The following is a 21403-nucleotide window of genomic DNA, read 5'->3' on the forward strand; positions in this document are numbered from 1 at the left end:
ATCAAAAGAAGATAAAATCTATGAAGTTTCAATATTCTTTCGTTGCTATGTCACTAGCCCTAGCTGGTTGTGGCGGTGGGTCTGGTGGTGACACGTCGGCACCGACCTATGATGTAGCTGGCACCATCGTTTCTGCAGGTACACTTCTTGATACGCCAGTGTGCATCGATTTAAACCAAAACTACGTTTGTGATACTACTGAACCGAGTGCTAAAACGGATAATGCCGGTAAATTTAGCCTGACTTCAAGCGATAAAAACGTACTAACCAGCACCATTCTTGCTCAAGTTGATCAAGGTTCAAACCAAACGTTGCGTCTTGCGGCTCCGGGGCAAAATTTAGCAACGGGTAACACGGTCAATGGTGTAACAACGCTGCTCGCAGGTCTTGTGGTTGACGGTAAAACCGTTGCTCAAGCTGAAGAGATTGTGAAAGCGCAACTCACCGATGCCGGCGTTTCTCTGTCTGATACGGTGATGTCTAACGCAGAAGCCAGTGAGCTAGACAAGCTAGAGCAAAACACGGTTGCGCTATTAGCTGCGATGCAACCACAACAAATGACCAAAGGCGTAGCGTTGCTTGCTCAAAGCCTTAGCTTCCAAGGTAAATCGTTGGCCTCTGATCTTCTGTCTGAAGCGGAAGTGAGTGCATTTGCTGAAGAAATTGCAGCGGTTGCTGAACAAACGGTTGGCAGCAACGATACGGGCGCCGTTCTTCATTTTGCTGATGGCGCAGCAGATGTTGCTGAGGTTCAAGCTTCTTACCCTGGTCAAGATGCGGAATACGGCTTCGACAAAGAGGACAAGCAAACGTCGACAGGTGCTGGCTTTAAGTTCGTTAAGCTAGATGCACAAGGTGCTGCTTTAGCTGCAGATGCGACTGAGTGGGCTTGTACTATGGACGAGCGTACAGGTCTTGTTTGGGAAAACAAGAGTGCGGATGCGAGCTCGGTTCAATTTAAAGATCGTACATTCGTGTATGAGTCAGCAACATTCAAACCGTATTACGAAGATCTTGAAGTCGTTGGTTGTGTGGATGCTGCTGATGGCATCTGTTCAACAAGCCAATATGTTGAACATATAAACAAGCAATCACTATGTGGCATTAGTGACTGGCGCCTACCAACATACCAAGAGTTCTACGATGTTCTCGACTTAGGCGAGACAGAGAAAGATGCCGACGGCAATGTCTATGGTATGACGACAGCTTACTTCCCTCAACAGGGCAAGGGCAGCCCAGATGTTGAATCAGGTGCTATTTGGCTAAGTGATTTCACATTTAACAATTACTCTACTTATAACTACGAAGGTGCGCTTCAATTTGCAGTAGTTGCAACGAAAGGTGCTGACCGTGGTTACGTTAGCTTTGTTGAAATTTATTCAGACAAAGTGGAGCGTGACACAGGCACGTCATACCAATTCCCAATCCGTCTAGTAGCAGTTAAGGGCCAATAAGATGAAGAAACTAATCACCGCGCTATCTCTTGTGTTGGCTTCTCAAGTAGCCATGGCGGCACAAGAGTGTTCTACTGATTTTGGAAAAACAGCACCAAACTCTCGTTACACCTACTCCGATGCTGGGACGGTTACGGATTTAAAAACGGGCCTAACTTGGATGCGTTGCCCTGTTGGCTCAACGTGGAATGCGGCAAATGAAGCCTGTGATGGTGCTGCAACTAAGATGTCATGGCAGTTAGCGCTATCAACCGCTGAGCAAATCCGCAATGAATCAGGTAACCATGCTTTACATGACTTCGCTGGCAAAAAGAATTGGCGCTTACCAAACATTAAGGAGTTGGTCGCGTTGACAGAACGTGCTTGCCACAGCCCTGCGATGAACGGTACTGCATTCGCAAGTGGCTACACGCTAGAGGTGGGTGACTACGCAGGTTACATCTGGAGTAACACTCCGAACGGCGATGGTTCAAACGTCATGGTGTTTGATTCAGTGAATGGTGAGGTTTACAACTGGAGCCCACTAGAGCCAACGAACACTTTCTCTGTTCTACTAGTCACTGACGAAGAATAATCACACCGTTGGATTTTCTCTAATCCAGATATTAAAAAGCTCCGCCAGTGCGGAGCTTTTTTCTTTTCTAACCTTTGAAACTTATCGTGTTAAGCAAAACCTTTAAACTTGGAACTGCTTAAGTTGGTGCTTTTGGTTTTCTGCTAAGCCAGACAACTCTTGCGCCGCCGCGGCTGATTGAGTGATACCAGTAACGTTCTGGCTCACTAATTCATAGATGGTGCTCAGGTTGTTGTTGATGTCCGACGTTACTTGCTTTTGTTCTTCAGAAGCGGTCGCAACTTGGGTGTTGATCGCATTCAAATCTGATATCGCACTGTTGATGTCGCTCAGTGAACGACTTACTTCTGCAGCAAGCGCTTGGTTGTCTTCTAACATGGCTAAGCTTGAATGCATGCTTTCATTGGCGTGGCCAGACTGCTGCTGTAGCTCTTCAATGATGGTTTGGATCTCTTTGGTTGATTCTTGAGTTCTCGCTGCGAGCATACGTACTTCGTCAGCTACCACGGCAAAGCCTCGACCACTTTCACCCGCTCGTGCCGCTTCAATCGCCGCATTCAACGCAAGTAGGTTGGTTTGCTCAGAGATGCTTTCAATAACTTCAATTACTTTACCAATCTGCTCGGACTGGTCTTTAAGAGACGTTACGACGTGTGCGGCTTCATTCAGTTGATCCGCCATTTTGGTACTCGCGCGCGTGCTTTCTTCAAACATGCTTAAGCTTTGAGAAGTCAGCTTACTTGCTTCATTCGACGCGCTATCTGCTTGTTGTGCGTTACTTGAAACCTCAGCCGCTGTGGATTCAAGCTGGTTAATTGCAGAAGCAACCTGTTCGACTTCTTGCTTCTCTTGATCGGAGTTTGCGCTGCTTTGTGTCATAACTGTTGCCAGTTCGGTCGACGCTGATGCGACATCTTCACTTATTCGAACCAGAGAATCGACCGTACCGCGAAGCTGGTGGATGGTTTGGTTTACGTCATGCGCCAGTTGTGAGACTTCGTTCTTGCCCACTTCGTCGGCTTCTACCAATAAGTTACCTTTTGCGACTTCTCGCATGGTTTCTTGCAGGTTACGGATTGGGGCCACAATGTAGCTCGCCAATAGCCAGCTGATCAAAGAAGCAACAGAAAGAATAATCACCAGAGAGACCGTACTGTAGGTCAATGTGGTTGAGTGAAGAACACCGTTTTCTTCGACTTCGTCAGTAACGATTTGATTGAGCTTCTTAGACAAGTTGTCGATAGCGTTAATCATCGCTTCACCGGCAAGGCGGTATTGACCCATTGCGGTTTCATACTCTCGGTCAAAATCGGACGTGGTGTAATCAGAAGAATGCTTGGTATTAAGAAGTGGCGTCATGGTGACACGAGTAAAATCGACGTAATGATTCATGGCGTCGCGCATGGCGTTAACTTCCGTTTGAATGCCTTCAATCTGGTCGATGGAGTTGAGAAATTCTCTGTTGGTTGCCTGGCGTTGTTGTAATTGTTGGTTAAGTGTTTTGACATCTTCAGCCCTGAAGAGACTGTAGATTGCCTTAATGCGCATCGCGTAAGTGTTGTCTACGATGGAGCTTAACTCTTCTTTATGCACGATAAGGTTATTGGTGGAAACCGTCACCTTGTCGAATGCTTGTTCTAACTTTCCTATGCCTATGCTCAAACCGACGATGAGAAGTATGACAGTAAAAAGTACGGGCACGAAAACCTGTGACTTAATAGACAGCGTACTAAGTAATTGACGCATGATTGACCCTCTAAAGATTGGAACTATTATCATTTTTGTAAATAAAGCGTCCCGATTCTAATTATTAGGCTTGATATATCAATCATTTAACGATGTTTATTTGTTATGAAATATATTAAAAGCGATGTACTTGGCATTTTGTTATAACCAAATCATTGCAAAGTATTTTGAGCTCGAAAGTAAATAAAGTTTGATTGCCGATTTATTAAGCAGAAATGACAACGTGTCATAGAGCTTTCAACTAAGTGAAACACAACTGTCATATTTGGATTCTAAAGTGAGCACCGTTCAAGTGAAACACAACGGCAATAAGGCCACTTAAAGGAAATTGTGATGAAAAAGACAGTAATCGGTGCAATCGCACTTCTAGGCGCAATGGCAGTGACTCCTGTTTCTGCTAAAGAAACTATCTCTGCAGTGGGTTCTAGCAGCGTAACTCCACTGATGGAAGTTTTCTCTGAAACATACATGAAGACAAACCCGAACGTATTTATCGAAGTTCAAGGCCCTGGTTCATCTGCAGGTGTTAAAGCAGCGAAGAACGGTTCTGCTGACCTAGGTATGTCTTCTCGTAACCTAAAAGATTCTGAAAAAGAGCCAACGCTAAAAGAAGAAGCGGTTGCTCTAGACGGTATCGCAGTTGTTGTAAACCCACAAAACAAACTTACTGGCCTTACAGCTGAGCAAGTTACTGCAATCTACAAAGGTGAAGTAACAAACTGGAAAGACGTTGGTGGTGCAGACAAGCCAATCGTTGCTATCACTCGTGACACGGCTTCTGGTACTCGTGGCGCATTCGAAGACATCATGTCTCTAAAAATGAAGATTTCTGGTAAAAAAGTTTCTGCAATCTCTCAACGTGCTCAAGTTGCTAACGGTAACGGCGCACTGAAGACAATGGTTGCTTCTAACCCATACGCAATCGGCTACATCTCTCTAGGTACGGTTGATTCATCTGTAAACGCACTTCCAATTGATGGCATCCAAGCTTCTGTAGACAACGTGAAGAACGGTTCTTACAAAGTTGCTCGTCCATTCCTTGTTCTTTACAAAGAAGGCAAGCCATCAGCTGAAACTCAAAAATTCCTAGACTGGATGCTAACTGACGAAGCGCAAGCGCTAGTTGACCAAAAAGGTTACATCTCAGTTAACTAATCCTATCGGGACTCTAAAGTTTGCTCAGCCCAACGTTTCGGGCTGAGCCTTTTCTATCCATTGTGTTCGACGCCATTGCCAAGAACCGTGAGATTTTTATGACCATCGCAACAAATAGTGAAAAGCTTATGACTACTGACGCAAAAGCGATCAGCAAGCCAGGCCTACGCGAAAAACGCCGCGTAGACTGGAGAGAGCGCATCTTCCACGGCTTGTTCCTAACGAGTGCTGTAATCGGCATCGTATCATTAGCAGTTATCGCATACTTCATCGTCCGAGAGAGTATCCCAGCATTCCAAGAAGCGGGCGTCTCGGGCATCGTTCTAGGCCAAAACTGGCTACCACCGGCACTGTACGGTGTTGCAACCATGATTGTTGCTTCTATCGTTTCGACAGCAGGCGCTGTTTTAGTCGGTGTTCCAGTTGGTGTCTTAACCGCTATCTTCATCGCTGAAATTGCACCAAAGCGTTTAGCTGACATCATCCGCCCAGCGGTTGAGCTGCTAGCCGGTATTCCTTCGGTGGTTTACGGTTTCTTTGGTCTGGTTATTATCGTTCCATTGATTCAGAACGTATTTGATGTACCAGCAGGTAACACTATCTTGGCCGGTATCATTGTTCTTGGTGTGATGATTCTACCAACGGTAATTACGGTATCTGAAACCTCTATCCGCGCTGTTCCTCGTACTTACAAAGAAGGTTCTTTGGCACTGGGCGCATCGAAAATCTACACCATCTTTAAATTGCTCGTTCCAGCGGCTCGCTCAGGCATCATGACAGGTGTGATTCTGGGTATCGGTCGTGCGTTGGGTGAGACCATGGCGATCATCATGGTAATGGGTAACGCGCCGGCAATGCCAGAAGGCATCCTTGATTCGGCTCGTACGCTAACCGCAAACATCGCTATTGAAATGTCTTACGCAAGTGGTGTTCACGCGAACGCACTTTACGCTACAGGTGTGGTACTTCTGGTCTTCATCATGTCGTTGAACGCTGTACTACTGTACCTAAACCGAGAAAAAGCGAAGTAATCGCTCGTTAAAGGTGACTATTATGGATCGCGCAAAACTGAAAAAAGCACGCCAGTTCAAAGATAATGTCTTTAACGCATTTGTCTGGATCTCGGCAGCACTAACGGTGGGTTTCTTGTTCTGGATTATCTGGTACATCCTATCAAACGGTCTACAACACGTAGATTGGAACTTCATTACTGATAACTACACGCGCACAGGTGAAGAGCACGGCATCTTCCCAATGATTGTGGCGACAATTTACATGGTTATCGCTTCTATCGCAGTGGCAGCGCCACTCGGTATCATGACGGCAATCTACTTGACCGAATACGCGAAAGTGGGCAGTCGTTTGGTGAAAATCATCCGATTCTGTACTGAGTCGTTGGCGGGTATCCCGTCGATCATCTTCGGTCTGTTCGGTATGACTTTCTTCGTCGCGATTCTTGGCCTTGGTTTCTCGATTCTATCGGGTGCATTGACGCTAAGTATCCTTATCCTGCCAGTTATCATCCGTACTACGGAAGAAGCGTTGATGGCAGTACCACAAACGTACCGTGAAGGCTCTTACGGCCTAGGTGCATCTAAGATTTACACTATCTGGCGTTTGATTCTTCCGAGCGCAATGCCAGGTATCTTAACCTCGGTCATTCTAAGTATTGGTCGTGTCATTGGTGAGTCTGCTCCAGTATTCCTGACAGCAGGTATGGTTGCACGTATTCCGGATTCTTTATTGGATTCAGGTCGTACGCTAACCGTTCACCTATACAAACTGACTACCGAACTGTTTACCATTGAAGAATGGAATCAGGCTTACGGTACTGCGACAGTTCTGATTGTTGTTGTTCTACTGATCAACATGTTTACAAAACTGATTGCACGACGTTTTAACACCGCAACTTACTAACAAAACGAATTAAGAACGCACGTTAAAAGACACGAATTCAAGATTTAAGAGATTAAGAAAATGAACAAGTTTGATATTGAAAACCTAGACCTGTTTTACGGTGACAACCAAGCACTGAAATCAATCAACCTGCCTATTCCTGTACGCCAAGTGACGGCGCTTATCGGTCCTTCTGGTTGTGGTAAATCAACACTACTACGTTGTTTGAACCGCATGAATGATCTTATTGAAGGCGTAAAGATCACGGGTAAGCTGTCAATGGATGGTGAAGACATTTACGGCAACATTGACGTTGCTGACCTTCGCATCAAAGTGGGCATGGTATTCCAAAAGCCAAACCCATTCCCGATGAGCATCTACGAGAACGTGGCTTACGGTCTACGCGCTCAAGGCATCAAAGATAAGAAGCACATTGATGAAGTGGTTGAGAGCTCACTTCGCGGCGCAGCGCTTTGGGACGAAGTGAAAGACCGTCTTAAGTCGCATGCATTTGGTCTATCTGGTGGTCAGCAGCAACGTCTATGTATCGCACGTACAATCGCGATGGAACCTGATGTGATTCTGATGGATGAACCAACATCGGCACTTGACCCTATTGCAACACACAAAATCGAAGAATTGATGGAAGAGCTGAAGAAAAACTACACCATCGTTATCGTGACTCACTCAATGCAACAGGCGCGTCGTATTTCTGACCGCACTGCGTTCTTCCTAATGGGTGAACTGGTTGAGCACGATGATACACAAGTTATCTTCAGCAACCCGCAAGACGACCGTACTCAAGGTTACGTAAACGGTGACTTCGGTTAATCCACACATTTACTGGCATATACACGAATAACTATAAGCGATGGTACTCTTGCCCCTCTTGATGAGGGGCCTTTTTTATTTTTGGACTTGAAAAACACCAATATTAAGAATGTTCATGTTGATTCATTTTTGCGCATATTTTTGCAGTATGTAATCCGGATGAAACACCTGTCTAAAAATGTTGAAGGGTTCTCGAATGTGAAATTAAGTCCATATTTTTTGCGAATGACTTAACAGCTCAACTTGGATTCCATTGATTGCATATCCACCCCTAAGTAGTTTTTTATCGAGGATAAAAAAGTAGATTAGGTTGGTCAGGTGAGTTTAAAGAGTTTTACAAGAACGGTCTCTTCCACAAGGGACCATAGGTTATTGGCTGAAGCCATATTCGAACATCTAGAGCAGCATTTTTCCCCCAGTGCGATAGCGATCTTTGATGATCCGCTGACCAACCCTTCTTGGACGGTTCGATTCTCGCGGGGTGACCTCTTTCCTCTCCAAAATTATCCAGAAGCATTCTGGGATTGGGCTAACCAATTCGATACTTCAGAAAGCATCATTCCTCTGGCCATCAATACCTGCAATTGGAATCACGTCCAAGACCTCGGTGGCGAGAGCTATATCATGATGCTCGACAACACGCCGATTAAACGTACCTACCTACTGATCCAAAACGTTCAAGCTCGCAGCGCACACAATATTTATGAAGAAAGCTATGACGCAATGCAACTCTCGGCGGCGCGTTGGCAGTGTGTCCGCGCAGAAAAACACGCCTCGTTAGAAATGAAGCATCGCGATGTACGAGAAGCGCAGTATGTCGATGAGCTTGGACAACGCGAACGTTTTATCGAAAACATGAAGCTTGTTCAACAGGTTGCGTTAGATATCTCTAACCCTGATTCTCTGAAAGATCTTTATTTGAAAGCGGTGGAAGCACTTCGAGAACATCTAGGTTTCGACCGCTCCACGTTAATGTTGCTGGACATGAAGAAGCGCAGTTTCAGTGGCACTTATGGAACGAACGAGGATGGCATCACCATTGATGAATTCCACACCCAATATGACCTTCATCAGTTGAGTGAAGAGTACATTGCATCACTATCCAGTTTGGATCGTAACCTTGTTATTGTAGAAGATGCGCCTATCTATACCGCAGGTAAAGTTGTGGGGCAGGGCTGGAATGCAATGCTGATTTTAAGAGATGGAAACGAGCCATTTGGTTGGTTTGCTCTTGATAACTTTATCCACCGTAAACCCGTCACTGCCTATCAAAAACAGATGCTGGAATCATTCGGTTCGCTTTTCTCTCAAATCTTTATTCGCAAACGCCAAGAACAAAACGTACGTATGCTGCATTCGAGCATGGTTGAGTTATCACGCTGTACAACGGTAAGCGATGTTTGCAAATCTGCCGTGACGTTTGCCATTAAAAATCTAGGCATTGACCGTATGGCGGTGTTTTTGACCGATGAAAATTGCTCTTATATGCAAGGGACTTGGGGAACCGATATTCAAGGCAATGTGGTTGATGAGTCGTATTTTTTTGGGGAAACCCAAGACTTCTCTTTGATTAACTTAGCTAAATCTATGCCTAATGAGGTGGCGTTCGAAGAATCCGTTCCGATTTACCATGATTGCAACATCGTCGGCTTTGGTTGGGCGGCCATGACGGTACTGACGTCAAACAGTAGTGGGCCAATTGCGTTCATCGCGGTCGATAACTTGTTAACCCGTGCGCCTTTGACCTCTCAACTACGTGAAGTGATTCGGATGTTTGCTTCTAGCTTGGTTGAAGTCTTACAACGTACACAAGCACAGGAGGCAATCAGAGAGCTCAATGAGAATCTAGAACTCGAAGTGCAGAACCGAACTAAAGAGTTGGAAGAAGCCAATCGCCAGTTGGAAGTGTTGTCGAAGCTCGACCCCTTAACGAGACTGGGTAACCGACGTATGCTAGAACACGTTATGCAAAAGTACTGTTCTCTTGAGCATAACGAAGTGATGTCGTTTGGGTTGATTCTTATCGATATTGACCATTTTGGCTTGTTTAACAATCATTATGGGCATTTAGAAGGCGACATTGCGTTGATGCGTATTGGCAACATTCTCGACCATCATACAAAAAGTGAAGACGAAGTTTTTTGCCGAATTGGCGGGGAAGAGTTTGTTTTGTTGATGATTGGGTCAAACCAAGAAGAGGTCAGGTTGAGAGCTGAATGTATTCGCCAATGCATTGAAGAAGAAGGCATAAGACATTGCCATAACCCAGAAGGAGAATTGCTTACTGTCTCAGTGGGTTACTCGCGTTATCAAGCGCAAGGCAAAGACTTTAATTTTGATCACTTATACCAACTGGCTGATAAAGCACTCTATCTAGCAAAAAACAGTGGCCGAAACTGTGTTCGAACCTGTGAGCTGACAAGTCAAATTGTCGCTTAAAACATCGAGACTGAACGGATAGATACAAAAATGGCAGCTCAATAAGAGCTGCCATTTTCATTAATCACGCCTCGCCTTCGACTAGAGCTTTTCTAGCTGGTGGTTAGGCTTACTCTTCTTCTCTTTAGCGAGTTGCTTGAGCTTGGCGAGCAGAGAGTCTGGTTTCCATTCTTGCTGAGTAGCGCTAAAGCGGGCTTGATTCATCACATTCAATTCTTCTTTCACCGCTTTTGTCGCTTCGGATTCACTGTTGAAGTGATGGGTGTTTAAGTAGTCGTTAACCGCTCTTTCAATCTTGGCACTATCACCTTGTTTGATGATGTTCTCCAAATCTTGCAGAGATGAGCCGTGCGTTGAAGTCTCGACTTTCTCAGGCTTTACGGTTCCGCGCTTTTTCCAAAGCCCAAACGCAATTGCTGATGAGACAAGCCAAAGTGCACCAAACACGAACGTCAGTGTTTTCCAGATAGTATCCACACCACTTTGAACCACAGGTGCTGGGGTTGTCGCTGGTTGTGCTGGCAACGCACTTTCTGGCAGCGTGATTAAGCCACTGTCACTTTTCTCTACCTTTAGCTTTAACGCTGAAATGTCGGCTTTTCTCGCTTGGTCACGGTTACTGTCCCACCAATTTAGGCTGTAGCTCGGCAGGGTAAGATCACCTGCTTCTGTGGGAATCAAAACCTGTTTCACTGTCATGGTGACAGTGCCATCACGCGATGTCTCGAACTGAGGTTGTTCAGGATAAACACGCAGTGTGCTTGGATAGACAATACCAATACGAGGTAGATATTCCGCTTGTGTACCACGAGCTCGAATACGAATCGTGCGAGTAATTGAAGAGCCTTGTTTCACTGTGCTGACGGCATTTGCTGATAGCGGATTGCCTTGTTCATCTTGCCAGCTTTGCGTTAATTCTAAAGCAGAAGCTGGCAGCCAGTTACCTTTAAAGTCTTTAGGGATAGGCTTTACGGTAATCGGCATTTGCTCAGTTTTAGTATTGATTGGCATGATCTTGGTTGAGCCGGTTAGGCTGTCACCATAGATGTAAGAACCCGTCAATTTAGGGCCATTTAGCGTGTAGGTGCCAGGTTGCTCTGCTGTAATGCGGAAAGCTTGCTCTACTACCGTCACTTCCAAGCCATCAATGATGCGTTGTGCCTGCTTCATGTCACTGGCTGGCTCAATTTTCATCCCATCAATGCTTGGCGGCACGACTTGTGGATTATCCAAACGGCGAGGGTCTACTTTGATCGCCAACTGCATACGTAGTGTTGCTGACTGTTGTGGGTACAAAGTGTGGCTATCCACGCTCATGTTGAAGCTAAACAAATCGTCTAGATTCGGCTCACCTTTGTCTTTTGTCACACGCAGCTTAATTGGCTCGGTTTTCATCCCATCTGCAGAAAAGCTCGGTATGGTGATGACGCCTTCTTTCATCGGTGCAATCGAGATGCTCCATTCTGTGCGAACGGTTTTGTGGCCGTTAATGTTATTACTTGAACGGCCGTAGCGAGGCTGTCCTAAAAAGAAGTCCTGTTTCAATGCGTCAAAGTCGATCGCATCTGAGCCAAGCTCGGTATCTGCCATGATCCTTAGGTTGATCACTTCGTTCTTCGCCACCTGAGTTTTGTTTACACTAGCTTGTAGGGTTTGTGCAAAAACCGAAAAGCTAGTCAGTAGGCTGGCCATCAGAACAAAGACCAGTTTTGCGCCTTTTTTCATCATGGACTTACCACTCCTTATTAGATTGTTGTGGACGTTGTTTTTGTTGTGCTTGAAGCTGCATTTGAGCTCGAATCAAGAAACTAGGGTCACGCGCGCTTTCTACCGCTTCTAAGCGACGGAACTCAGGATCGTCCTGAGGCGTTTTCTCTGGCTGAGCTTGAGCCTGCATAGGTTCACCTTTTTGCTTGCCTTGTTTCTCTTCTTCTTGTTTGGCTTTTTGTCGTTCAGCTTTCTGATTTTCTTTTTTATTTTCAGGCTCTTGCTGGTTTTGTGACTGTTGCCCTTGCTCTTGTTTAGCATCACTCTGAGACTTTTGTTGCTGCTGTTGCTGCTGTTGCTGCTGTTGCTGCTGTTGCTGCTGTTGCTGCTGTTGCTGCTGTTGCTGCTGTTGCTGCTGTTGCTGCTGTTGCTGCTGTTGCTGCTGTTGCTGCTGTTGCTGCTGTTGCTGCTGTTGCTGCTGTTGCTGCTGTTGCTGCTGTTGCTTCAGTTTCTCCTCTACAACCGACAGGTTCTTTTTCGCAGCTTCAAAGTCAGGCTTTTCTTGAATTACGTTTTTATAAAGCTCAGCCGCATCCTCAAGCTGCCCGTTCTTAGCAAGTGCGTTTGCCAAGTTGTAACGGCCATCAAGGCTTGGATTATGGGAGAATGCTTCTATCGCACTTTCGTAATCCCCAGCTTGGTAGCTTGCTGCGCCTTTCCAGTTAGGATCAGTAAAGGTACTTTGGGCTTTTTCGTATTCACCTTGTTGATAAAGCTGTTCGCCTTGTTGGTTTTGATTCAAGAACGCATTGGCTTCTGCTTTCGGTGTCCAACTCATCGGTAATACGGCCGCGACCAGTACCCAAATCATGCCGCGTCGGAAGAGTAGGGCTGCAGGAATCAACAGCAGAGGTAGCAACCAGAAACCACCGTTCAAGCGAGAGTCGGTTTTCACGTCGTCACTTTGTTTGGCGGGAAGGTTGTTACTCGCGTTATTAGTAAACGCGGCAATGTTCTCAACATCACGGTTATTGTGTTGAATTGGCACAAATAATCCGCCGGTCTCTTTGGCTAACTTCTGTAAGTTTTTCAGGTTAGTCTTCGCTACCACGGTGTTGCCTTGTCGACTCTTCATTAACGAACCATCCGGAAGAGCAATCGGTGCGCCAGTTGATGTACCGATAGCGAGTACTGACACACGAATGTCTTTACCGTTTAATAGCGCTAATGAGCGAGACAATTCGGAGTCATCCAAATCATCTGCCAGCACGACGATGTCACCTTTATTTACACCCGCTTGAGTAAACTGACCAAGCGCGGTTTCAATCGCTGATGGTAAGTTGGAGCCTTGATAAGGCATTAACTCAGGGGATAAGTTTTCGATGATGCCAGCGAGTGTGCTGGAATCTGTCGTCAGTGGACTTAACGTATACGCATCGCCTGCGTACGCGACCAAACCTGTTGAGCCTTCTTTCCATTTCGGCAATAGATCCAACGCTTTATAGCGCGTTTGTGACAGCCGATTTGGCTTCACATCCGTTGCGTACATAGAGCGCGACATATCCAGAACTAACACTCGGTTTTGGCTTAGTTCAAAGCTCGGGCGAGTGTTGGATTGCCAACTTGGACCTGCCAGAGCAATACAAGCGATCGCCCATGCTAATCCCCAAATGGCGAAGTAGTGCTTGGTTTTCACTGAATGACCAAGCATTTTGGCTAAATGGGGCGCAATCAACGATGACTTTTTGGTTCTGTATTGGCTGTTAATCGCAAGGACGACAGGAATGACGAGCAAACCCAACAACCAATACGGATTTAGGAAAGTAAACTCAGCCATGTTTTCTCCTTAGAACAAACAGGAACACGGAAAGCACAAGGGCAGCACCTAGTGGGTAAGGGAACCATTCCGACTGAGGACGCCAAGTTTGCGTATCGCTAGAAACTGGCTCTAGTTGATTAATGGTGTCGTAGATAGTTTCAAGTTCTTTGGCATCACGCGCTCGGAAGTATTTACCACCTGTCATCTCTGCAATCTTGGTCAGCGTTTGCTCATCAAGATCTGAGGCGGTATTGACTTTGCGCGTCATGAAGAAGTCTTTCACCATCATTTCACCAGCGCCCACACCTACGGTGTAGATGGTTGCGTTGTATTTTTTTGCGATTTCAGCGGCTTCAAGCGGATCAAGTACACCAGCAGTATTGCTACCATCACTGAGCAAGATCATCACGCGTTGTGGTGCGTCACTGTCTACAAAGGTTTTGGTGCCTAAGCCGATACCATCACCAATCGCGGTGCGCTGGCCAACCAAGCCAATGACGGTTTGATTGATCTGTTGCATCACGGTTTTACGGTCAGCGGTCAGCGGTGTTTGTAGATATGCATGATCACCAAATAGAACCACACCTAATCGATCACCTTGGCGTTTTTCTACGAAATCAGATAAGACTCTTTTGACAGCGGTTAGACGGTCTATGTATTCACCGTTGTCATTCATGTCTTCTTTCTGCATAGAGCCAGATAAGTCGACCACTAGCATCATGTCGCGGTATTTTGGTTGGAACTCAACCGGATCGCCGTACCAAACTGGGCGAGCACAAGCGACAACCAACAAAGCCCATACGCCAATAGACAGGAATTTTTGCACGACCTGTTTTGGTTTGTTGCTGTGTTTGTTGTCTGGCAGGTACGCCAGCTTAATTTCAGCTTGCTGAGTCTCTTCAGGGAAGAACTTATAAATCAGCCAAGGTAGGGGCAGTAATAATAATGCCCACCACCAGACAAACTCAATGTTCAACCACTGAGAGAGGCTCGAAACGAGAGTTGCCTCAGTCACGAGTTTTTGCCTTTTTCTTTGGTGGCAATGCGGTTTCAATCCAGAAAGCGCAATCATCAATTAAGGCTTGATGCTGCTCTTGACCAGACTTTTGATACAACGCCGCTTGCCACTGTTGTTGTTTGTCGACAAATCGAGTTTCTTTAGTGTAACTATCAAGAAACTCGTACCAAGCAGAACCTGTTAATGGCGCGATTTCTTCACGAGGGAAGTAACTCAAAGCCGCTTGACGAAGAACCTCTAATGCAGAAGACGGTGTGTGTGGTGTGATCGGATTGGTCAACAATCTCAATGCGGTCTTCTTAGCAACAAGACGCTTTGTACGCCATCTTAAGTACAGTACGACGATTAAGATGGAGAGAACTACACCGCCCAGAACAGCCCACCACCCCCAAGCAAGTGGGAACCAATCAGGTGCATTCGGTAGGATTAAAGGTTCAAGGTTTAGGCTTTGATTATTCGTTGTCATTATTATTACTACTGCTTGAATGATTTGTATGTTGTTGCTTTGATTAGCTTAACTGCTGAACTAGCGGTAACCCGCTCGACAGACTGTTAAATGGAATTGCCATTGAATGACACTGCTGTTTAATGGCTTGTTGATGCTTAACGAAGTGAGATTCCAACTCTTGGCGCTGTCCTTTTGAACCGAAATTAAACCACTGACTTCGATGACCATCGGATGCTTTCGCTTGGCCTCGGAAGTCGGTTTCACCTCGCTCTAGAGGATCATAAAACTGCACTGCACGAACGCTGTTGTGTTGCTTTAATCGACGCAGTTGAACCAGCTCTTTCTCTTCCACTTGAGCAAAGTCGCTCAGCAGAATAAGCTCACTGCCTTTCGGCGTCAGGTTGTGTAGCGTTTCAATTGCGCTCATGTATGGCAACGTGCGTGTGCTGTCAGCTTGTTGATTCGTAAGTAATTGATTGTGAGTATTCACTATCGCGTCAAGAATTCTCAGCCCTTGCTTTTGAAGAGAAGAAGGGCGGAACTCAATACACTGCGAACCATCATCTATCACTGCGCCGATGCGGTCTTTCTTGGCTAACGTCAGCCAAATCAAGACGCTAGCGAAGTGCGCCAGTTGAACCGACTTCAATACATATTGCGATCCAAAGTGCATGCTTGGGCTCAAGTCGATGTACAAGATCACCGCTTGCTCTTTGTCTTCAGCAAACAACTTGGTGTGCGCTTTTCCCGTTCGAGCCGTGACTCGCCAATCGATGCTGCGAATGTCATCACCCGCTTGGTATTGGCGCACTTCCATGAAGTCCATGCCACGACCTTTTTGACGGCTGGTATGGTTACCGCTCATTTGCGACCAAATACTCTGGGCTGGTGGCAACCAACGAACCGATTGACTGCGATATTGAAGCAGCTCTTCAAGGGTTAATGTCACCCCATTCGCATGAGGCGGCAATGCATATGATGCAGACATGTCACCTACCTACGTTATGCGCTACCTACAAGATTAAGAAGCTTGTCGATAACCTGATTTGCTGTAATGCCTTCTGCCTGAGCGTGGTAGCTAAGCAGCAGACGGTGACGTAGCACAGGGTAAGCCATGGCTTGAACGTCTTCTGGTGAAACGAAGTCACGACCTGCCAGCCACGCATGAGCACGAGCACAACGGTCAAGGGCAATCGTTGCACGCGGGCTTACCCCCATAGATAGCCATTTCGCAAGCTCTGAGTCGTAATCGCTTGGTTGTCGAGTGGCCATCACAAGACGAACGATGTATTGCTCAATCGCGTCTGCCATGTGAATGTTGAGCACTTCTTTGCGAGCGGTGAAGATGTCTTCTTGGCTCAAGCTTGGACGCTCAATCGCTGCTTCGCCTTTTGCCTCACCACGGTTGATGCGCAAAATAGCCAACTCGTGTTCCGCATCTGGATAATCCACATCAAGGTGCAGCAAGAAACGGTCAAGCTGCGCTTCTGGCAGCGGGTAAGTACCTTCTTGCTCAATTGGGTTTTGAGTTGCCATCACCAAAAATAGCTCTGGGAGTGCGTATGTGTTTCGTCCTGCTGTAACTTGCTTCTCTGCCATTGCTTCAAGCATCGCGGCTTGTACTTTAGCTGGCGCACGGTTGATCTCATCAGCAAGGATCAGTGAGTTAAAAATAGGACCAGACTGGAAAGTAAATTCGCCCGTTTCTGGACGGAAGATATCGGTACCCGTCAAATCGGCTGGCAGTAGGTCTGGTGTGAACTGAATACGGTGGAAATCACCTTCCACACAATCCGATAGAGATTTCACCGCACGGGTCTTAGCCAATCCTGGAGGACCTTCAACCAAGATATGCCCATCGGCAAGTAGAGCAATAAGTAACTGTTTTACCAGATCATGCTGACCAATGATCTGAGACTCTAAGTAACTTTTAAGAGTTTCGAAGTTTGTTTTGTGCATTTTTTGGACTCTCTGGTATCCATATGATTCTTGTTTTGAGTATTGGTCACTTTCTCAAGGGGAAAAGTTCCAGTACGTCCGTGTAATTTATCTTTTCAATATTGGGGCGAGTAAAGTGATTGCAAGCCATTGAAAACCGTGAATTACCTTGTTCGACAGTCTGTTACATCACATTTGCATTAATTTGTGAGAATTTTCTCTAGTTTTGTAGGGGAAGGCCGATATAAGTTTCAAGCCGTGCATAACGAGTTGTTATGCATCCAGTTTTATCCTGTTCAGAATACAGATAACGAGTGATTCTTTTTAAAGGTCCAGATATGTTGAAACTTAACTCCCTGAGTATCAAACAGAAGGTTGTCATCGGTATTACTTTTGCCGTGCTCGCTTCTACCATCATTGTCGGTGTCATGGCACAGCGACACGCACGTGAAGTGCTAAGTCATCGATTAATCGATATCGAATTACCTGCAATGTTGCAGCAGATTAATACTGAAATTGACCGTGAAGTTGTACAAATGCAGCAAGCGGCAAAGCAACTTGCCACAAACGAATTCATCATTGAAGCGCTCTCGACGACAGATCGTAACCCAATGGTAGAAGCGCAACTTGTTCAACAGCTTAACAATGTGAAGTCCCAATATTAGTTGAACGACGCTTCGGTAGCAAACCGACAAACAGCATACTACTGGAACCAAAATGGCTTCTTGCGCCAACTTAATCGTTCGCAAGATGCGTGGTTCTTTGGTTTTACGTCTTCCGGTCAAAACACATCGGTAAGCGTTTTCCAAGAAGCGAATGGCGACGTGAAAATGTTCACTAACTACCAAGATGTGAATGGCGTATCGATGTCAGGTTTGTCGAAGTCGATGGATGATATGGTGTCGCTACTGAATGGCTTTAAGATTGAGAAAACAGGCTATGTTTTTCTGACCAATAGCAAAGGTGATATCCAGATCCACCGTCAGCAAGGTAAAAACAAAACCTCTATCAGCCAATTGTTTGGACGTGAAGCTTCTCAGCTACTTAACAAAGGTCACTTCAATCTAGTGACAACAGAGTTTGAAGGCCAAGACATGTTCGTGTCTAGCTTGTATGTACCTTCGATGGATTGGTTTGTCGTTGGTGTTGTACCTGTCGGTGAAGTTTTTGCTGATCTTGATGCAACCGCAGAGAAAATGTTGTTCACGACAGCCATCGTCGCGCTGATCTTCATCGCAATGGGTGTTCTGCTAGCAAACAGCATTACTAACCCAATTCGTCAAATTGCAGATCGCTTTACCGATCTTGGTGAAGGTGAGGGCGATCTTGCTCAACGTATTGAAATCAAGGGTAACGACGAGATCGCTCAGCTATCAAAAGGCTTTAATGGCTTTATTGAGAAGATCCATGCAACCATGAAAGAAGTGTCTCTAACCAGTGGTGCGTTAAGTGAGGCTGCGGATAGTGTATCTAGCAAAGCGACTTCGACTCATGACAACAGCCAAGAACAACGTGACCAAACGATCCAAGTCGTGACAGCAATTAACCAAATGGGTGCGACAATCAGTGAGATTGCTTCAAACGCAGCAACAGCGGCGGATACGGCAAACCAAGCATCTGACAACACACAGACAGGTCGCCAAGTCGTAACGCAAGCGAAGGAAGTGATTAGTCGTCTTGCTGATGACGTAGAAACGACCAGCATGGTAGTGACGCAACTGGCAACTACCACCAAAGACATTGGCTCTATCTTGGACGTGATTCGCGATATCTCTGAGCAAACCAACTTACTTGCGCTGAACGCAGCGATCGAAGCGGCTCGCGCGGGTGAGCAAGGGCGAGGCTTTGCAGTGGTAGCGGATGAAGTGCGTAATCTCGCATCTCGTACTGCAGATTCAACTGAAGAGATTCAGAAGATGATCAACCAACTCCAAAGTGACGCTCAAGACGCAGTGACCGCGATGGAAGCTGGTAAAGCGGTAACGTTTGAAGGTGTGGCATCAACAGATGAAGCGGTTGACGTTCTGATGAATATCTCTGAGCGTATTGCGGATATTTCAGATAGAAATACCCAAGTTGCAACAGCAACAGAAGAGCAATCGACAGTGGTTCACACTATCAACCAAAACATTGAAGAAATTAACGCTATCAATGAGATGACAACAGCCACAGCAGAAGAATTGGCTGGAGCAAGCCGAGATCTACAAGAGCTGTCATCTCGCCTAGATAAGATGGTTGGTAGCTTCAAGCTGTAGAGTTGGATAGAATAGGGCTAGTTTACAAGTTTAATGACTCGATATTTTAGGTAAGTACTATGAATGATTTCGAAAAAGAACTAGAACTGATCTCACAAGAAGCTGGTGACGAGCCAGAGGTAAAGCTGCCATCTCTTGAAGAACAACAGGAAATCGTAGCAGAGCTTAAAAAGCTAGAGGCTGAAGGAAAGCTGACACCAGAAATCCTTGAGCAATACTTTGGTAAGTTCAATCAGAAAAGTTCGGTGCCAGTGCACTAATAAAGAGGGAGTTTCATACTCCCTTTTTTAATACCCGCCATTTAACTCATGCCTTGCAACTATTTACTAATCAATAAGTTATTAGTTGTTACTACTTTTTTTCATACTTGACAATACTGCCGCTCTAACTAAATCTATTGCTTATTTCAAACAAAATGACTAAGGACTGCAAACGAGATGGCACATAGAGATACAGGGAACGTAATTTTAATTACTGAGGATAGTTTGCAGTCTTCTTTGTTGAAAGATGTCCTTGAAACCAAACTCAACATCAACGTCAGCCTGATTGCCCCTGAAAAGCTCGCCGATTACACCGTTCCAGCCTTACCCGTACCTGCAATTCTATTAGATTACAGTGTGATAACTGATGAAGTGTTCTCCCGTTATATGGAGTTTAAAAAGGCAGAGCTAAAAGATTCGATTGAAGTACTTCTAAACTGTGATAAGACCATCTCGACAGAAGAGCTTTTTGTATGGCAAACGCTAGCGGGAATATTCTACACGTCGGATGACATTACTACGTTACAGGTCGGAATTGGCAAAGTATTACAGGGTGACATGTGGTTTAGCCGCAAGTTTTCGCAGCAATATATAACTCATTTACGCAGGCACAGCAGACCAGTTAATAAGAGCGTGTCCGCAATTTTGACTAAGCGTGAACAGCAAATTATCACCTTCTTATCTATGGGGGCTTCGAACCAACAAATCGCAGAACAGCTATTTGTGAGTGAAAATACTGTTAAGACCCATCTCCACAACATTTTTAAGAAGATTGACGTAAAAAATAGAGTGCAAGCATTAATTTGGGCGAAAGAAAATATTTCTGGATTGTCGATAGCGGTATAAAAAGTAAGTGAATTAGGTCGAAGCAAGTTAAATTGCGATGCAGATCTTGTATAAATTATTTGTATGTAAGAAGTGTTTCTTTTATGAGAAACACTTTTTTTGTTTATGAATTTAACGAATTTGCAATTTAAAAAAGTAGCAAATAAATCTACTCTATCGTCTAGCACTTAGATATGAGATTAGGTGCTGATTAATAGTTATTAAATTCAGAGTGTTAAGTTAGTGAAAGTATGAGAAACATTATGGAACAGAATATTGATAGGCCTGAGATCCTAATGATCACTCAACAAAGCCTGCAGAGTGAAAACTTCAAGGAGATGCTTTCTAGAAATACAGAAACCAAAATTACAATTATCGACAGTAAAAACCCAAGCTACCATGAGCTTATTCCAGAACAGTATTTCTTATTGGTAGATTTTTCAGTAGATACACCATCTGATACTTTAGTTTACTTAAAAGATAATGAAAAAGTATTAGGGACAATAATGTTGAATTTAGGACATGAGCTCGATACTGAAGAATTAGCATCATGGCCACATGTTAAAGGTATTTTTGGCCCTAGTGATTCAATGGACAAATTGTGCCAAGGCTTAAAGGCCATTATTGATGGTGATAATTGGTTATCGCGAAGATTGCTGGAACAGCTATTAACTTATTATAAAGGTAAGGAATCAACCTACTCGATTGAGCCAGCAGAAGAAGTCGAATTAACACGACGAGAGGTTCAAGTTCTTCAAATGTTGAAAGATGGTGGTTCTAATATGGAAATAGCAGATTCACTATTTATTAGTGAGCACACCATCAAATCTCACCTTTACAACATATTCCGAAAAATAGAAGTTAAAAACCGAACGCAAGCCACAAGTTGGGCGAAAAGAAACCTGTAGTACTAGATTTAACCTTATGTTTTAAGTGCCTTTTATATCTAAAAGTACCAGTTTTTTATGTGCTAATAAAATTGTTAGTTTGAAATATCAATCCATATTCAAACTCGTTCTTATGCTTTTGTTTATTAGA

At 45.0% G+C, this 21403-nt stretch carries 17 protein-coding genes and 1 pseudogene; 11 read left to right on the plus strand and 7 right to left on the minus strand.

Annotated elements, in window-relative coordinates:
• Positions 1–20: 20 nt before the first annotated feature.
• Positions 21–1454 carry a DUF1566 domain-containing protein gene (locus tag ATB78_RS07425; RefSeq protein WP_061008264.1) on the plus strand — a complete coding sequence of 478 codons (1434 nt, stop codon included), beginning with the start codon at positions 21–23 and terminating at the stop codon, positions 1452–1454.
• 1 nt (position 1455) lies between these two features.
• On the plus strand, positions 1456–2028 hold the full coding sequence (locus ATB78_RS07430; RefSeq protein ID WP_006741924.1) for a DUF1566 domain-containing protein: 573 nt from the start codon (positions 1456–1458) through the stop codon (positions 2026–2028).
• A gap of 102 nt (positions 2029–2130) precedes the next feature.
• On the opposite strand, the gene ATB78_RS07435 is transcribed toward ATB78_RS07430, so the two are convergent.
• Positions 2131–3774, minus strand: a complete 1644-nt coding sequence (locus ATB78_RS07435) for a methyl-accepting chemotaxis protein (RefSeq protein WP_033006382.1) — start codon at positions 3772–3774, stop codon at positions 2131–2133.
• A gap of 333 nt (positions 3775–4107) precedes the next feature.
• Between ATB78_RS07435 and ATB78_RS07440 the strand changes: the two genes are divergently transcribed.
• The 5 genes from ATB78_RS07440 to ATB78_RS07460 all read left to right on the plus strand — a co-directional run bounded on the left by ATB78_RS07440 (position 4108) and on the right by ATB78_RS07460 (position 10095).
• Positions 4108–4929, plus strand: a complete 822-nt coding sequence (locus ATB78_RS07440; protein WP_005441064.1) for a phosphate ABC transporter substrate-binding protein — start codon at positions 4108–4110, stop codon at positions 4927–4929.
• Positions 4930–5027: 98 nt separating this feature from the next.
• Positions 5028–5960 carry a phosphate ABC transporter permease subunit PstC gene (pstC, locus tag ATB78_RS07445; RefSeq protein WP_020197853.1) on the plus strand — a complete coding sequence of 311 codons (933 nt, stop codon included), beginning with the start codon at positions 5028–5030 and terminating at the stop codon, positions 5958–5960.
• A 22-nt stretch (positions 5961–5982) separates the two neighbouring features.
• Complete coding sequence (pstA, locus tag ATB78_RS07450) at positions 5983–6846, plus strand: phosphate ABC transporter permease PstA (RefSeq protein WP_005441059.1); 864 nt, start codon at positions 5983–5985, stop codon at positions 6844–6846.
• Between the two features lie 60 nt (positions 6847–6906).
• A complete protein-coding gene (gene pstB, locus ATB78_RS07455; protein ID WP_005441058.1) occupies positions 6907–7656 on the plus strand; it encodes a phosphate ABC transporter ATP-binding protein PstB in 750 nt (249 codons plus the stop codon).
• Between the two features lie 372 nt (positions 7657–8028).
• Complete coding sequence (locus ATB78_RS07460; protein WP_020197854.1) at positions 8029–10095, plus strand: GGDEF domain-containing protein; 2067 nt, start codon at positions 8029–8031, stop codon at positions 10093–10095.
• Between the two features lie 81 nt (positions 10096–10176).
• Here ATB78_RS07460 and ATB78_RS07465 read toward each other — a convergent pair whose 3' ends face one another.
• The 6 genes from ATB78_RS07465 to ATB78_RS07490 are packed head-to-tail and all read right to left on the minus strand — an operon-like array spanning position 10177 to position 17046.
• Positions 10177–11823, minus strand: coding sequence for a BatD family protein (locus tag ATB78_RS07465; protein WP_061008265.1), 1647 nt, complete (start codon positions 11821–11823; stop codon positions 10177–10179).
• A gap of 4 nt (positions 11824–11827) precedes the next feature.
• Positions 11828–13639: a VWA domain-containing protein gene (locus ATB78_RS07470; RefSeq protein WP_061008266.1), complete on the minus strand. Its 1812-nt coding sequence runs from the start codon at positions 13637–13639 to the stop codon at positions 11828–11830.
• A complete protein-coding gene (locus ATB78_RS07475; protein ID WP_009704930.1) occupies positions 13632–14636 on the minus strand; it encodes a VWA domain-containing protein in 1005 nt (334 codons plus the stop codon). Before ATB78_RS07475 ends, ATB78_RS07470 begins: the two co-directional genes overlap by 8 nt.
• Positions 14629–15105, minus strand: a complete 477-nt coding sequence (locus tag ATB78_RS07480; protein WP_009704929.1) for a DUF4381 domain-containing protein — start codon at positions 15103–15105, stop codon at positions 14629–14631. The genes ATB78_RS07475 and ATB78_RS07480 overlap by 8 nt, the downstream gene beginning before the upstream one ends.
• 43 nt (positions 15106–15148) lie before the next feature.
• Positions 15149–16075, minus strand: a complete 927-nt coding sequence (locus ATB78_RS07485; RefSeq protein ID WP_061008267.1) for a DUF58 domain-containing protein — start codon at positions 16073–16075, stop codon at positions 15149–15151.
• A gap of 14 nt (positions 16076–16089) precedes the next feature.
• On the minus strand, positions 16090–17046 hold the full coding sequence (locus ATB78_RS07490; protein ID WP_061008268.1) for a MoxR family ATPase: 957 nt from the start codon (positions 17044–17046) through the stop codon (positions 16090–16092).
• 317 nt (positions 17047–17363) lie between these two features.
• Between ATB78_RS07490 and ATB78_RS07495 the strand changes: the two are divergent.
• The 4 genes and pseudogenes from ATB78_RS07495 (at position 17364) to ATB78_RS07510 (ending at position 21273) form a co-directional block, all read left to right on the plus strand.
• Positions 17364–19280 (plus strand): annotated as a pseudogene (locus tag ATB78_RS07495) (methyl-accepting chemotaxis protein).
• A gap of 59 nt (positions 19281–19339) precedes the next feature.
• Positions 19340–19540, plus strand: a complete 201-nt coding sequence (locus ATB78_RS07500) for a chromosome segregation ATPase (protein ID WP_009704926.1) — start codon at positions 19340–19342, stop codon at positions 19538–19540.
• Positions 19541–19717: 177 nt separating this feature from the next.
• A complete protein-coding gene (locus tag ATB78_RS07505; protein WP_061008269.1) occupies positions 19718–20386 on the plus strand; it encodes a LuxR C-terminal-related transcriptional regulator in 669 nt (222 codons plus the stop codon).
• Positions 20387–20616: 230 nt separating this feature from the next.
• Positions 20617–21273 (plus strand): LuxR C-terminal-related transcriptional regulator, encoded by a 657-nt coding sequence (locus ATB78_RS07510; protein ID WP_005441041.1) that lies wholly within the window; start codon positions 20617–20619, stop codon positions 21271–21273.
• Positions 21274–21403 lie beyond the last annotated feature (130 nt).

Source organism: Vibrio sp. CUB2, assembly GCF_001557945.1.
Taxonomy (GTDB): domain Bacteria; phylum Pseudomonadota; class Gammaproteobacteria; order Enterobacterales; family Vibrionaceae; genus Vibrio; species Vibrio owensii.